The organism is Consotaella salsifontis (assembly GCF_900167365.1).
Classification (GTDB): Bacteria; Pseudomonadota; Alphaproteobacteria; order Rhizobiales; family Rhizobiaceae; genus Consotaella; species Consotaella salsifontis.
The window spans coordinates 1-14,587 of sequence record NZ_FUXL01000024.1; the positions used below are offsets into that span (position 1 = coordinate 1).

Annotated in this window: 14 protein-coding genes; 4 read left to right on the top strand and 10 right to left on the bottom strand. The window is 64.3% G+C overall.

The features are described from left to right. The 10 genes from B5D38_RS20820 to B5D38_RS20865 all read right to left on the bottom strand — a co-directional run. Window positions 1–683, bottom strand: a 683-nt coding sequence (locus B5D38_RS20820; RefSeq protein ID WP_425349350.1) for an NAD(P)/FAD-dependent oxidoreductase, incomplete at its 3' end; no start/stop codon positions are given. A gap of 81 nt (window positions 684–764) precedes the next feature. Then, the gene (locus B5D38_RS20825; RefSeq protein ID WP_078710376.1) at window positions 765–1,628 is read right to left on the bottom strand and encodes an MBL fold metallo-hydrolase; all 864 of its coding nucleotides are present in this window, start codon (window positions 1,626–1,628) and stop codon (window positions 765–767) included. Beyond that, window positions 1,625–3,070 (bottom strand): FAD-binding oxidoreductase, encoded by a 1,446-nt coding sequence (locus B5D38_RS20830; protein WP_078710377.1) that lies wholly within the window; start codon window positions 3,068–3,070, stop codon window positions 1,625–1,627. Before B5D38_RS20830 ends, B5D38_RS20825 begins: the two co-directional genes overlap by 4 nt. Further along, a complete protein-coding gene (locus B5D38_RS20835; protein ID WP_078710378.1) occupies window positions 3,067–4,491 on the bottom strand; it encodes an MmgE/PrpD family protein in 1,425 nt (474 codons plus the stop codon). Before B5D38_RS20835 ends, B5D38_RS20830 begins: the two co-directional genes overlap by 4 nt. Then, window positions 4,488–5,354: a 3-mercaptopyruvate sulfurtransferase gene (gene sseA, locus B5D38_RS20840; protein ID WP_078710379.1), complete on the bottom strand. Its 867-nt coding sequence runs from the start codon at window positions 5,352–5,354 to the stop codon at window positions 4,488–4,490. The genes B5D38_RS20835 and sseA overlap by 4 nt, the downstream gene beginning before the upstream one ends. Before the next feature lie 24 nt (window positions 5,355–5,378). Continuing rightward, window positions 5,379–6,887 carry a tripartite tricarboxylate transporter permease gene (locus B5D38_RS20845; protein WP_078710380.1) on the bottom strand — a complete coding sequence of 503 codons (1,509 nt, stop codon included), beginning with the start codon at window positions 6,885–6,887 and terminating at the stop codon, window positions 5,379–5,381. Between the two features lie 13 nt (window positions 6,888–6,900). After that, window positions 6,901–7,359, bottom strand: coding sequence for a tripartite tricarboxylate transporter TctB family protein (locus B5D38_RS20850; RefSeq protein ID WP_165690936.1), 459 nt, complete (start codon window positions 7,357–7,359; stop codon window positions 6,901–6,903). An 86-nt stretch (window positions 7,360–7,445) separates the two neighbouring features. Beyond that, window positions 7,446–8,396, bottom strand: a complete 951-nt coding sequence (locus B5D38_RS20855; protein ID WP_165690937.1) for a tripartite tricarboxylate transporter substrate binding protein — start codon at window positions 8,394–8,396, stop codon at window positions 7,446–7,448. Window positions 8,397–8,519: 123 nt separating this feature from the next. Then, entirely contained in the window at window positions 8,520–9,893 is a 1,374-nt protein-coding gene (purB, locus tag B5D38_RS20860) for an adenylosuccinate lyase (RefSeq protein ID WP_078710383.1), read from the bottom strand. A 43-nt stretch (window positions 9,894–9,936) separates the two neighbouring features. Further along, complete coding sequence (locus tag B5D38_RS20865) at window positions 9,937–10,185, bottom strand: carboxymuconolactone decarboxylase family protein (protein WP_207553008.1); 249 nt, start codon at window positions 10,183–10,185, stop codon at window positions 9,937–9,939. Between B5D38_RS20865 and B5D38_RS20870 the strand changes: the two genes are divergently transcribed. From B5D38_RS20870 to B5D38_RS20885, 4 genes are all read left to right on the top strand, one after another. Next, complete coding sequence (locus B5D38_RS20870) at window positions 10,153–11,058, top strand: IclR family transcriptional regulator (protein ID WP_207553009.1); 906 nt, start codon at window positions 10,153–10,155, stop codon at window positions 11,056–11,058. The genes B5D38_RS20865 and B5D38_RS20870 overlap by 33 nt on opposite strands. A 463-nt stretch (window positions 11,059–11,521) precedes the next feature. After that, window positions 11,522–12,316: an HpcH/HpaI aldolase family protein gene (locus B5D38_RS20875; RefSeq protein ID WP_078710386.1), complete on the top strand. Its 795-nt coding sequence runs from the start codon at window positions 11,522–11,524 to the stop codon at window positions 12,314–12,316. Window positions 12,317–12,560: 244 nt separating this feature from the next. Continuing rightward, window positions 12,561–13,469: a DUF6282 family protein gene (locus B5D38_RS20880; RefSeq protein ID WP_078710387.1), complete on the top strand. Its 909-nt coding sequence runs from the start codon at window positions 12,561–12,563 to the stop codon at window positions 13,467–13,469. 50 nt (window positions 13,470–13,519) lie between these two features. After that, the gene (locus B5D38_RS20885; RefSeq protein ID WP_078710388.1) at window positions 13,520–14,515 is read left to right on the top strand and encodes a TRAP transporter substrate-binding protein; all 996 of its coding nucleotides are present in this window, start codon (window positions 13,520–13,522) and stop codon (window positions 14,513–14,515) included. Window positions 14,516–14,587: the final 72 nt, after the last annotated feature.

Here is a 14,587-nt window from a genome sequence, read left to right on the forward strand (position 1 = left end):
TTCGCCGGGTCGATCTCCCACACCTCCTTCAGCCCGATGCCGAACTTCTGCGGCTCACGCCCCTCGCCCAGGCCGTAGCGCGCCATGAGCTCCTTGCTGAGCGAGCCCCGCGCTCCCTCGCCGATCAGGACATACTTGCCAAGAAGCGCCATGCCGCGCTGGAAGTTCGGACCCGGCGTCCCGTTGCGCTCGATCCCCATGTCGCCGGTCGCAACCCCTACCACCGCCCCGTCGGCGTCGAGGATCAGCTCGCAAGCGGCAAAGCCCGGATAAACCTCCACCCCCAGCGCCTCCGCCTTCTCGGCGAGCCAGCGGCACAGCGGCCCGAGCTCGACGACGAAGCAGCCGCGATTGTGCATCAGCTTCGGCATCAGCATCGTCGGCAGGCGGATGCCGCCGTGAGGACCGTAGACGTGGAAGCGCTCGGCCTTCACCGGGATGGCGTCCGGCCCGCCCTCGCCCCGCCATTCCGGCAGCAGACGGTCGAGAGCCGAAGGGTCGAGCACGCAGCCCGAAAGGATATGCGCGCCGACCTCCGAGCCCTTCTCCAGAACCACCACCGACAAGTCAGGGTCGAGCTGCTTCAGCCGGATCGCCGCCGACAGTCCCGCAGGCCCGGCACCAACGATCACAACGTCGAACTCCATGCTCTCTCGTTCGGGAAGCGGCTCTATCGACATGATGCTTATCCCACAGTCTTTTGCGGCGCTGACGCGAGCGCGGGAGGATCACCATCACCGCGCGGCCCCGCTTCCTGTCTTTGTTCAGAGACCGTTGAGCGGCACTTTCAGGTAGCGCCGCCCATCTTCCTCAGGCTCCGGCAACGCTCCCGCCTTCATGTTGACCTGGAGCGAAGGAATGATCAGCCGAGGCATGGCGAGCGTCGCGTCGCGCGACTGGCGCAACGCCACGAATTCGTCCTCGGTGACACCATCGCATACATGCACATTGTGCATCCTCTGCTCGGCCACCGTCGTCTCGTTGCGGATATCGCGGCCGTTCGGGCCATAGTCGTGACACATGAAGAGCCGGGTCCACAGCGGCAGAGCCAGAACCTTGCGGATGGAACGAAACAGAATGCGCGCGTCGCCGCCTGGAAAGTCGGCTCTCGCTGTCCCTGCATCGGGCATGAAAAGCGTGTCTCCGATGAAGGCTGCGTCACCGAAGATGTAGGTCATGCAGGCCGGCGTGTGGCCCGGCGTGTGCAGGGCATAGCCGGACATTGCCCCGATCGAGAGGGCGTCGCCATCGTTGAACAGCCGGTCGAACTGGGAGCCGTCGCGCTGGAAGCGGGTGTTCTCGTTGAAGATTTTGCCGAAGGTCTCCTGCACCTCGACGATGCCGGCGCCGATGCCGATCTTTCCGCCGAGCCTCTCCTGAAGATAGGGCGCGGCGGAGAGATGGTCTGCATGGACATGCGTTTCCAGGAGCCATTCCACGTCGAGCTTTTCCCGCTCGACATGGTCGATGATCGCCTGGGCCGCCTGGTACGAGACGCGGCCCGAAGCGTAGTCGAAGTCGAGAACGCTATCGATGATGGCGCAGCTTCGCCCCTCCTCTTCGGCCACAACATAGGAGAAGGTGTTGGTCTGCGCGTCGAAAAAGGAGGAAATGCGCGGCGTGGTCATCCCGCCGCCTTTCCCTCGATCGCGACGGTCTTGCCGGGGTTCATGATCGAGCGGGGATCGAGCGCGCGTTTGATGGTGCGCATCAACGCCTGCTCGGACTTCGAACGATAGCGATCGATCTCCTGCGCCTTCAGGAGCCCGATGCCGTGTTCGGCCGAAATCGACCCGTTCATCGCCATCGCGATGGGATGGACGATGTCGTTCACAGCTTCCCAATGCTCCAGGAAAGCCTCCTTGGCCATGCCGTCTGGCTGCGTCAGGTTATAATGGACGTTGCCATCCCCAACATGGCCAAAGGCGCAGACGTGGATGCCCGGCATGTACGCCTCGACTGCCTGGCTCGCCTCTGCGATGAAGCGCGGGATCGCAGAAACCGGCACGGAGATGTCGTGCTTGATCGAGCCGCCCGCGCGCTTCTGTGCCTCGGGAATACCCTCGCGCAGCCGCCAGAGACGCTGCGCCTGGTCGATCGTTTCCGCGACCACGGCATCCGAGATCAGTCCGCTCTCGAAAGCCTCCTCCAGCAACGCCTCGAATGTCGCCCTTAGATCGTCGCCATCGCGCGACGTGGAGAGTTCGATGAGGGCGTACCAAGGGTGAACCTCCGCAGAGGGACGCTGCCCATCGGCATGCGCGCAAACGATCGACAGCGAGAATTCCGACATCAATTCGAAGGCGGTGACCTGATCGCCGCTTCGCCGCCGCGCCAAGGCCAGCAGCTCCAGCGCGCTTTCCACCGTCGCCAGCGCGCAATAGGCGGTCTGGATCTGCCTGCGGCGCGGATAGAGCTTTAGGACAGCCGCCGTTACGAAGCCGAGCGAGCCCTCGCTTCCGATGAAGAGGTTCTTGAGCGAATACCCGCTGTTGTCCTTGTAGAGCGGCCGCATGCCGTCCCAGATCTGCCCGTCCGGCAACACCACTTCCAGCCCGAGCGTCAGATCGCGCGCGTTTCCGTATTTCAGGACGCTGATGCCGCCGGCATTGCTGGCGATGTTGCCGCCGATGGTGCAGCTGCCCTCGGCGCCGAGGCTGAGGGGAAAGAAGCAGTCCTGGGCGGCGGCAGCTGCCTGGACGTCGGCGAGGATGGCGCCCGCCTCAACGGTGATGGTGAAGTTGGTGGCGTCGACCTCGCGGATGCGGTTCATCTTCTCAAACGAGACGAGGACCTCACGGCCGCTCGTCACCGAGCCGCCGACAAGCCCAGTGTTGCCGCCCTGCGGGACCATCCCGACGCCTTCCTCCGCGCAGATCGCAACCGCCTTGGCGAGATCAGCGGCGGTTTCCGGCACGATGACGATTGCGGCTTCGCCACGAAACAGCCCGCGCTCTTCCACCAGATACTTTTCGCGGGCATCCGCCTCTGTGATCACCGCGCGCGTGCCAAGGGCGTTGGCGAGGCGCTCAGCCAAAGGCGAGAAGCTTTCAATCACGGCCTCGCTCATGGGAAATTCCTTTGCTCGTTCGCGCTGCCCGCCGCGATGTCGAAAAGTTCGTCGGGGCTCCAGTCGCCGGAAGCACCGGCGAAGCGTCGTGCCCAATCCACGAGGCGGTTCCCGTCGATCGACCGGCCAGCAAGTTTCAGGACGTCGCAAGTGCGCGCGATGAGGTCTGGCTCGCTCCACGGCTGCTCCGGGTCGCCGTTTCTAAACGAACGCTCTTCCGTCAAAACCGTGCCGTCATCGAGCTCGACCGACACCCGGGCCGGCCTCTCCTGGGGGAAGCGCGCAGTGAAGGCCGGCTCGTGACGCACCTGCGTTCGCTGCTCCAGGGCGCGAACGTCGGCATCGGCGAGAAGTTCGGGCCCGAGTCCACGAAAATCCGGAGCGCGGCCCGCGATCGCGGCGGCGATGCAAAAGCTGGTCGAGAACTTCGCGTCGGAGACGGTGCTCGGATTCCTGACGCCCGCGATGGCCAGCGCGGCCTGGGGAACGTCAACGACGATGCTGCGCACGCGCGCCGCCCCCTGCTGCAGCCGCCCCCGGATTGCGCGGGCGCAATCGAGCGCGCTGTGCGTCTGCCCGCAGGTCGGCCAAGCCTTGATGGTGACGTCGAACAGCATGGGCCGCCCCGACGGGATCAGCCATTGCGGATCGCACCCGTCGAGCTTCCAAGCGTTGCGCATTCCGCGCGCGCCTTCCAGAACGTGGACCGCGCCCGGAATGCCGGCTCTGGCCAAAAGCGCGGCGGCGAGGCCGTTGCGCACGGCGGCGGCGGCATGAAAGGCCTTGGCCGAGAACGCCTCGTCATCGAGAATTTGCCACAGGCCGGCGGCCTGCGTGCCGGCATGACCGAACGCCCAGAGCGTGCGCTGCCGATCCAGCCCGAGATAACGCGCGGCGGCGGCAGCGGCCCCGAAGCAGCCGGCCGTGGCGGTGGTGTGGTTCGCCGCGTAATGGCCGCTGCCGAGATGGGAGCCGACACGCATCACGGCCTCGAAGCCAGCGATCAGCGCCGGCCGCACGCGCTCCCTGGCCCCGTCGGGGAACGCCTGCGCCAAGCCGATGACGGCGGGAACGACCGTAATGCCGGGATGGCTGGTCGAGATGCGGTGCGCGTCATCGACCTCCCAGAAATGACTGATGGCAGCGTTCGCCCCTGCAGCGCTCGCCAGGGGGTGGCATCCCGCCACCCCCGCAACCCGCACAGGTCCTGTTTCAAGGGGAGACAGAAGCGCCGAGACATAATCGCGATGATAAGGGTGTCCTATCCCGGCGATCAGGGCGCTCGACCAGTCGAGCATGGTGGCGAACAGCCGCGCCTCTAGTTCCTGATCGACGGTGTCGGGCAAATCGGCGACGAACTCGGTCAAGGGAGCGAGCTCAGGGACGGCATCCGGTAGCGCCGTCGTTTCCAGCGCGCTCATCCGGCCGCTCCGGTGACGACCGGCAGATCATCGCGCGTTTCCTGTCCCCATTCAGCCCAGGAGCCGTCATAGACAGCGACCGGGCCGAGCCCCGCCAGCTCGGCGCCCAGCGCCAGAACCGAGGCGGTGACACCGGACCCACACGAGGCGACGATCGGCTGGCCGCTGTGCAGGCCAGCGTCCTCGAACGCACGACGAACATCCTCGGCCTTGCGAAACCGCCCGTCCGCCAAAATCCGATCGAAGGGAAGATTGCGGGCTCCCGGCATATGCCCCGACCGCAGACCCGGACGAGGCTCGGCCTGCGCTCCCTCGAACCGTGGGGCCGAGCGGGCATCGACCACCTGAATTACGCTCGCCTTCAGCCCGTCCAGCACGGAGGACGCATCGTAGAGGCGGGAGTGAACGGGGCGTGCCTGGAAATTCCCAGGCTCAGCCGGACGCGGCGCGCCGGACTCGATCTCGCCGCCCGCCGCCCGCCAGGCCGGCAGACCGCCGTCCAGCACGCAGACCCTCTCGTGCCCCATCGCCTTGAACATCCACCACGCGCGAGGCGCGGCGAAGATGCCGGAACCATCGTAGACGACAATCTGGCTGTTCCCGTTGATGCCGAGGGCGCGCACCCTTTCTTCGAACACGGCGGGGCTCGGCATCATGTGCGGCAGCGGCGACGAGAGGTCCGCGATATCGCGGTCGTAGTCGAAGCGGCGGGCGCCAGGGATGTGAGCCTGCTCGAATTCGGCTGCCGGGTCGCGGTTCTCGGCGGGCATGTACCAGCTCGCGTCGAGGACGATGAGATCCGGCGCCGACAGGTTGGCTTTGAGCCAGTCGCAATCGACGACGATGGAGGGCTTGGCGGTCATCAGGTGTCTCCTGTGATTGCGGACTCAGGCCGGCGCGTTTGCAAGCTTGCGGCGAGAGCGGCCGAGCACTGCCGGCAGAACGAGACTGAGGAGGGCGACGAGGAGGATGCCGCCGGAGATCGGCCGGGTGATGAACGGCAGAACAGAGTCGTTGCCGAAGGCCAGCGCCAGACTGAGCTGGGTTTCCGCCATGGGGCCGAGGATCAGGCCCAGGATCACCGGCAGGACCGGGACGCGGGCAATGTGGAGGAGGTAGCCGAGCAGCCCGAAGCCGAGGAAGCAGTAGACGTCGAACATGCGGTTGTTCAGCGAGTAACAGCCGACCGTGCACAGGATCAGGAGCACCGGAATAACGTACTGGCGCGGAATGGAAACCGCCTTCACCGTCAGCGGGATGAAGAAGTGGTAGAGGATGAAGCAGAAGAAGAAGGCGACGAAGAACGAGACGAAGACCATCCAGACGATTTCGCCGTGATCGCGGAAAAGCAGCGGCCCCGGATCGATGCCGTGCAGCATGAACGCGCCCAGCATCATCAGCGTCGATGCATCGCCCGGAATGCCCAGGGTCAGCATCGGGATCAAGGCGCCGCCCATGGAAGCGTTGTTGGCCGCCTCCGGCGCGACGATCGCCTCGGGCAGAACGCCCTTGCCGAAAAGGTCGGGGTGGCGCGAGGCGCGCTGGGCTTGGCTATAGGCGACGATATTGGAAAGGCCGGGACCGACGCCGGGCAGGATGCCGATGATGATGCCGATGAAGGTCGAGCGTCCGAGGTCGCGCCGGCAGGCCACGACTTCCCGCAAGGTGGCGACGAACGCCCTCAGCTGGAACTTGATCTTGAGGACCGTGGCCGAGCGCCCGATGTCGTCGGTATCGGCGAGGAGCTGCGGGATCGCATAAAGGCCGATCAGCGCCGGCAGCTCATAGAAGCCGGATTCGAGGGCGGTGAAACCAAAGGTGAGCCGCACCTGGCCGGAAGCTTCGTCCAGCCCCACCAGGGAAAGCAGGATGCCGATGAAGGCCGCCATGAACGCCTTGATGGCGCGCCCCTTGGGCGACATGGCCGAGATGCAGCTGAAGGTGAAGATCACCAGCGAGAAATACTCCCACGGCCCAAAGCTCAGCGCAACGCGGGCGAGCAGCGGCGCGATCAACACCAGAGCAAGACCCGACAGAACGCCCCCGATCATCGAGGCATAGACGCCGAGGCCGAGCGCCCTGACCGCCTGGCCGCCGGCGGCCATCGGATAGCCGTCGAGGCAGGTCGCGGCCGAGGCCGGAGTGCCAGGAATGTTGAGGAGAATGGCGCCGACAAGGCCGCCGGAAATTGCCCCGCAATAGACGCCCATGAGGAGCGGCAATGCCAGGTTGATGTCCATCGCATAGGTGAGCGGGACCAGAAGGGCGATGGCCATCGTGCTGGTCAGCCCGGGGATGGACCCGATGACGAGACCGCCGGCGACGCCAAGCATGACGGCAACGAGCGTCCAGGGTTGGCAGACCGCCGCAACCCCTGTGAGGAATAAGTCGTACATGGCCCGACAATCCTTATGGAAGGAAGGCTTGGAGATAGACGACGAGCAGGACGTAGATGAACGAGGACGTCCCCACCGCGATGGCGCAGGCCACCGCGACCGTGCCGAAAGACCGTCTGGGCGCCAGCAGTACGATGGTCGCGACGCAGAAGATCGCGGTCGCCAAAAGGAAGCCGATCGGCTGGATCGCGAAAAGGTAGGCGACGAAGAGCGCTAGCAGCATCATGCGGCGCGGCGCGAAGGCCACGGCGGAGATCGCCCTGAGGCTGCGCCGCTTGTCATCCGAGGCCGATAAGAGCGTTCGGATCGTCTCCAGAACGCCGACGACCAGTCCGAGCCCCACGACGAGCCAGGGAAACAGCTTGGCGGACACCACGGCGGAGTTCATGTCCTCGAGCTTGAACAGCTGAGAAGCCGCCACGACGAAGCATAGAATGAAGACGGCTGAGAAGATCAAATCGGTTTTGCGCATGTCGCCTCTCACGATGAAGGCTTCCCGATGGCCGCGCATTCACGCGCGGCCATGAACCGAGCTCGACGGTTGAAAGGGCTCGCCGTTCAGGGCTTGTCGGTGAGATGGAACTTCTTCGTCAGGTTCTCGATGCGCTCGTAGCGCTTGGCGAGAGCCTTATCGAGTTCCTCGCCCTTGGCGGGCGCCACCGTCATGGACTGCCTGGCCAGTTCTTTCTGGCAGTCCGGCTGTTCGGCCGCCTTGATCCACGCATCGGCGAGCGTCTGGACCGCCTCCTTCGGCGTTTCCTTCGGGGCGAAGGTGGTGAAGTACATGGCGAAAAGGCTGTCGACGCCTTGTTCTTCCGCGGTCTTCGCATCCTTCAGGCGCGGATCGCGCTTGTCGGACAGAATGGCGACCGGCACCACGTCTCCCGATTCCACGTAGGGGGCGGCGGAACCGACAGCCACCGGCACGAGGGTAAGGTTGCCCTGGATGGCGGCCACGATGCGTTCCTTGTCGCCCGACATGGGGATGGTGCGCAGGTCGTCGAGATTGACGCCGGCCGCATCCAGGAAGTCGAGAACAGCGAAGTGCGAGAAGCCGTTGAGGGCCGTGCCGATGGTGTACTTGCCGGGGTTCTCCTTCACCTTGGCGCGTAGCGCTTCGACACTGTCGATACCGCTGCTCGCGCCCGCGAAGACGCCGTAGTTCATGGCGACCGAGCTCGCGACCGGCGCGAAGGCCGAATAATTGTAGTCGGAGCGGCCCGTGGCGAGGCCCATGTCCATGCCCTGGTGAGCCCACAGAAGCTTGTAGCCATCCGGCCGGGCGTCACGCACTTCCACTTCGGCGATCTTGCCGCGCGCCCCGGTGATGTTCTTGATCAGCACCTTCTGGCCGAGGATGGGCTCGACGCATTGCGCGAAGACACGCGCTGAAACATCGGAGCCGCCACCGGGGCTGAAGGGAACGACCAGCTCGATCGGCTTGTCCGGAAAGGCCATCGCCGGCGTGGCGAGAAGCGCGGCGGTCAGGGCCAAAAGAGTTCTTTTCATCGGATTTCCTCCCAAGTTTGAATGACAACACATCCGGCGCGGTCCGCCTCCCAAGCAGATACCCGCAACGTCGAACCGCGGAGCGGAATGGATGTGCGTTTTTTGATGTGATCCCGGAACGATCTACTGTTCCGAGAGCCACTTGGCGCCGCGTTCACGAGCCAGAACGCGGTCGACGCTGGCGCCGACATCGCCGAGATACTCGCCCGGCTCGGTCAGGCGGTCGATTTCCTCAGCGGAGAACGCATCGGCGATATGAGGATGGCTCGACAGGGCGTCGGCGAAGCTTGCGCCGCTCTCGATGCCTTTCATCGAGGCCTCGTAGAGCCACTCATGCGCGGTGTTCTTGCCCACGCGCTCACCCAGTTCGAGCATCACGCGTTCCGACAGGAGATAACCCTTCATCAACGCGACATTGCGGTCCATGGCCTTGCGGTCCACGCGCAGGCCTTTGAGGAGAGCGCCGGCCTGCATCAGAATGGCGCCGGTGACGAGGCAGGCCTCTGGAACCGCCTTCCATTCGGATTTCCAGGCGATGCCATCTCGCTCGTGCTCCTGAACCATGGCTTCCATCATCATGGCCGCCGAATAGCGGACGCTGCGCGAGAGCATGGCCACGTTCTCGGCCGCCACAGGATTGCGCTTGTGGGGCATGGTGGAGGAGCCGAGCTTGCCTTCGGAGAACCCCTCCTCGACTTCGGCGAATTCGTTGCGCTGCAGATTGAACAGCTCGTTGCCGATCTTGCCGAGGGTGCCGGCGATCATAGCCAGAAGCGTGATGTATTCCGCGATCCGGTCGCGGGACGGAGCCCAGCTGATATCGGTTGCGCCCAGGCCCAATCGCCTGGCTGTTCCGGCCTCAATTTCCCTCGCTTTCGGCCCGTAGGAGGCCTGTGTTCCGACAGCGCCGACCAGCATGACCACGAAGACGCGCGGCGCGGCCTGCTCCATGCGTTCGGCATGGCGCGACAGCTCGTCGAGCCAGATCGCGCATTTATGGCCGAAGGTGATGGGCAGCGCCTGAACACCGTGAGTGCGCCCCACCATGACGGTATCGCGATGCTCGGCGGCGAGCCGCATCAGCTCGCGCCCAACGGCGCCGAGATCGCGGCAGAAGACGCGATGGGCCTGCTGAAGCTGCAGGATCAGTCCCGTGTCGACCACGTCCTGGGTGGTCGCGCCATAATGAAGAAATTCGGCCGCCTCCTTGCCGAGGTTGGCCTGAAGCCCCTTCAGAAGCGGAACCAGGGTATGCTTGATGCGGCGAACCTCCTCGGCCACGGCCTCGAGGTCGACCCTGTCGATGTGCGCGGCGGCCGCGATTTCCTCCGCCGCCGCTTCGGGGATGATCCCCAACTCGGCCTGAGTGCGAGCCAGCGCCACCTCGAAGTCCAACCATTTCTGCAAACGGTTTTTCTCCGAGAAGATCTCGCGCATCTCCGGAGTGCTCCAGAGATGCTGCATCGTCGTCATGTCGAAGACGGATACGTTGGTCATACGGCCCTCCTCAGCCGGATGGATCAGGCAATGCGGCGCCTGATCACTCCTCGCCGTAGAACTTCATGGCGAGCCCGCCATGGGCGGCGGCGGCACCGGCGCAAAGAGCGGCGGAGATCAACACGGCCTCGGCCACCTCGGCCTTTGTCACGCCGACGGCCTTGCCCTTCGTCACATGCGACTCGATGCAGTACGGGCAGCCGGTCGCGTGGGCGACGGCAATTGCGATCAGCTCGCGAACCTTCGGCGGGATCTGGCCGTGATCCTTGCCCGGAATGGCATTGAGGCCCATCCACGCCTTGAAATCCTCGGGCGCGAGCTTGGACATCTCCATGCGGAAGCCGGCATCGGCGGCATCGTAGTACTTCTGCGACATTGTTTCCTCTTGTTTCATTCAGTGAAATCTGTTTCAATGATTAAAACAACGGATTTGATCCACGTCAAGACAGGATTCACGATTCCGATGACAAACAGCGCGGTTCGCCCGCCGTCCGGCGTGCTGGAGCGGGGCCTTTTCCTGCTTTCCCTGTTCACGCAGCAGCACCCCGTCCGGCAGCTGCGGGAGCTTTCGGCAGAGTCAGGCCTCGACAAGGCCACGACGCTACGCGCCCTGAAGACGCTGGTGGCCTGGGGATATTTGGAAAAGCGGCTGGATGGGGCTTATTCACCGGGGCCGGCCAATCTCCGGATGGCGGCAATCTTCCGGCAAACGTCGAACTTCGTGCATCGCATCGAAAGCGCGATCGTCGCCACCAGCGGTCAGGTCGGCCAGACGACGTCCTTTTTCGTTCGCTCCAACAGCGAGCGCGTTTGTCTGGCGCGCGACAACATTCACCGCGATTTTCGTTATTTCATCGAAGTCGGCGCCTCGGTCCCGCTCAAGGACGGAGGCGCGGCCGCCCAGCTTCTAATGGCCTATACCGAGCCCGAGACCCCCGAACGTGCCAAGATCAAGGCGGCGGCGCGCTATATCTCGCGTGGCGAACGCAACCGCCATCTCGCCTCTGTCGCCATCCCCGTCTTCGAAGGCGATCGCGCATTTCTCGGCACACTCACCATCACCGGCATGGCCGCCGACCTGGACGACGAGACGCTGATTCGCTTTTCCGGCATGGCAAGCGAAGAACTGGCACGGGTGGGGCTCTTCACCAGCCAGAAGCACTGAAGTGGAATAGTGCCGCGACAGCGCTTGCTGTTCTCCAAAGCGGGAAGACGCTGCCTGAGATGAACTGGCCGCCGACGGCGACGAGGCTGGCCGACCACTTGACGAACCTCTCCCCGCAGCAGCCTTGATCGAATGGCACCGCCTGCCTGTGCATACCCGGCGCAGAGAGGACGCTGACGCTTGCCACTGCGCTCGCCTTTCAAGGAGAGACCGGACCTGCCGGATCAGCGATGGGTCACGGCTGTCAAGCGGCGCCTTCACGCCGCGCTATCCCCGACTTGCCCCCTCTCCTGCCAAAGCGGCTGGGTCCCTTTTCGCAGAAGATGACCGCTCGACGAGCCGACACGCAGTCCGCAAGACCACCCTGGCAGACATCGTTCGACGGCCCTTGACAGCGCGAGGGAAATGCGTGACGTTCCGTTTAATAGAAGAGTGTTCTGAACAACAGAACTCGGGAGGAACGGTGAGCAGATCCAACCTCGATGATTTTCGGGCGCGTTTCCGGTCAGGCGAAAAGCTGTTCGGAACCTTCCTGAAGACGCCAACAACCCATGCCAGTGAGATCCTTGGTTCGGTCGGCTTCGATTTCGCGGTCATCGATGAGGAGCACGCGCCCTTCAACCGCGAGACCACCGATCAGGTCCTGCTGGCTTGCCGGGCGTCCAGCATCGCAGGCATCGTGAGGGTTCAAGGCTCGGAGGCCCACCACATCCTTTCGGTGCTGGACTGTGGAGCAACCGGCGTCCTCGTTCCCCACGTCGACAGCGAGGCCAAGGCGAAGGCGGTGGTCGATGTCTGTCGCTACGCCACCGGTGCGCGCGGCTTCTCCAACACCACGCGGGCGGGCACCTACGGCAGGGCGACGATCGCCGAGCATGTCGCCGCGCAGGACGCTTCCGTCACGGTGATCGCCATGATCGAGGACCCGCAGGCGATCGATGTGATCGATCGAATTCTCGCGGTGGACGGAATTGACGGCGTTTTCATCGGTCGCGGTGATCTTACCGTGGCCTATCGCCAATTCGATGGCGGATCGACCGCCGTCGCCGATGCGACCGACAAGGTCCTGGCGGCCGCGAGCCATGCCGGAAAGCCGGCCTGCGTTCTGGCCGGATCGCTTGACGATGCCGCCGCATTGGCGGCCAAGGGCGCATCCGCCTTCATCCTTTCCTCCGACCAGGGGTTGATGCGCCTGGCGGCGATCAAGACGTTGGCTGATTTCACGCAAAGAGTTGCTCAATCCGGCGACGGCCGATGAAGCGCCGCCGGCCGTGAGCGGCTGAGAGTTTCGAACTTCGAACCGCCGTCATGGCGGCTCGCGGCTGCTCGCCGCAACGCCCTCGGCCGTATCCGCCGTGGGTGATCGGGCACCCTCGTACCTTGGACAAGGGGCCGACTGGCGATTTCCATGTGTTGCGCTCGGCTTCTTCGAAGAGAACGCCGCCGTATCGCCTTCAAGGCTCTGTTTCGAAATCCCCGGATGGGGAAGGAGGAGATGGATAATGAACACGGCGACGGATCCGCGCGATGCGGAAGTGGAGGAATTGCTGGTCGGCGCGGTCGACCTGCATTGCCACAGCGGCCCAGCCGCCATGCCACGCATCCTCGATCACCACGAGGCGCTGCTGGATGCGGCGGAGGCGGGCTTCCGCGCACTTCTCTACAAGGATCACTTCTATCTCGGCGTCGCCCACGCCGTCATGCTCGAGAAGCTCGTGCCGAACACGGGCGTCCGGTTGTATTCGGGCATTGCGCTCAACAATGCCTCCGGCGGCATCAATCCGCACGCGGTCAATCACGCCGCCAACATCGGCGCGAAGATCGTCTGGTTGCCGACCTTGTCCGCCGCCAATCATGTCGCTCAGACGGAAAGCGGCGCCAAGAATTTTCCCAAAACCGCAAAGCGGATGCTTGAGCCGATCCCTCTCAGCGCGCTCGACGCCAACGGCGCGATCACCGACGACACCAAATTGGTCCTCGACATCGTCGCTGAAGCGGACATGATCCTCGCCGGGGGCCATCTTCCGGCACGAGAGATCATTCAGGTGTTCGAGGAGGCCGGACGGCGCGGCGTGAAGCGGATGCTGGTGAATCACCCGACCTATGTGGTGAACTGCACCGACGACGACATGCGCGCTCTCGTCGAGCTGGGGGCCTATCTGGAACATTCGATCTGCATGTTCATCCCCGGCAAGGCCTTGTGTTTCACGCAGCAAGACCTCGCCCACTACATCGAGCTTGCGGGAGCGGAGCGAACGGTGCTGTCCTCCGACCTCGGCCTGCAGGGCTCGCCCCGCCCCATCGAGGGATACCGCCAGATCGTGCGGATGCTTCTCGACATGCAGATGCCCAAACAGGACATCCGAAGAATGATCGGTGACAACGCGGCCTGGTTGCTCAACATCCACTGAGCCGGTGCCGCCGGAGCATTCGACACATCGTGAGACAAGGGAGGAAGGCAATGCTCACACGTCGTGCCATCATGAAGACGGGCCTGGCCGCGGGCGCGGCCTTGTCCATGCCCTGGGTGGCGCGGGCCGCCACCCGCACACTTCGCTTCGCGCACGCGGCGAACGAAATTCATCCCGGCCACATCATCGCGACGAGCTTTGCCGAGTCGCTGGAAAAGCTCGTACCGGGCGCGTTCGACGTCCAGATATTTCCCAACCGCCAGCTTGGGGACGACAAGCAGAACCTCGAATCCGTCGTGGCCGGAGCGCTGGATATGTGCAACGCCAGCGGCGTTCAATATCCGCTGGTCACGGGCCGGCCGGCGCTCGACGCCTATCAGTTGCCGTTCCTCATCCGCGACTACGATCACTTCGCCAAGCTGGCGCTGTCCGACGCCGCGCAGAAGATCCATGACGACCTCGAACCCGCTGGCCTGATCGGCCTCGCGACCGCCGACATCGGCCGACGCCACTTCCTGTCGGTCGCGAGCGCGGTGAAAAAGACCGACCAGTTTGCCGGTCTGAAGACCCGTATCGTGCCGGTGCCGCTGCACAAGGCGATCTGGGAAGCCATCGGTGTTTCGCCGGTGGGTTTGCCCTATGGCGAGGTTTACGGCGCCCTGGAGACCAAGGTCATCGACGCGCTGGAGATCAACGTCTCCTCGATGCTCGGCGAGAATCTGTGGGAAGTGGGCAAGCACTTCACGCTGACGGGCCACTATCCTTGGCACGCGACGACGGCGATGAGCAAAATCGTCTTCGACTCCTTCGAGCCGGACCTTCAGGCCGCACTGCGCGAGGCCGGCAAACAGTCCGTCATCGCCACGCTCGACTATGCCAAGCAGCAGGACGAGACGGGCCGCGGCGAACTTCAGGAGAAAGGGGTCGAGATCGTCGAGCTGGAGGACCTCGACAAGGTCAAGGAAAAGGTCGCGCCCATCGTCGGTCAGTGGAGCCAAAAATCCCCGCTGATCGCCGAATTCGTGGCTGCCGCCGAAGCGAGCTGACGAACCCCGAGCAGAACGAGAGCTTCTGTTGGGTCGGGAGGCCCAGCAGGTCACTTTCATGGCGGGAGGACG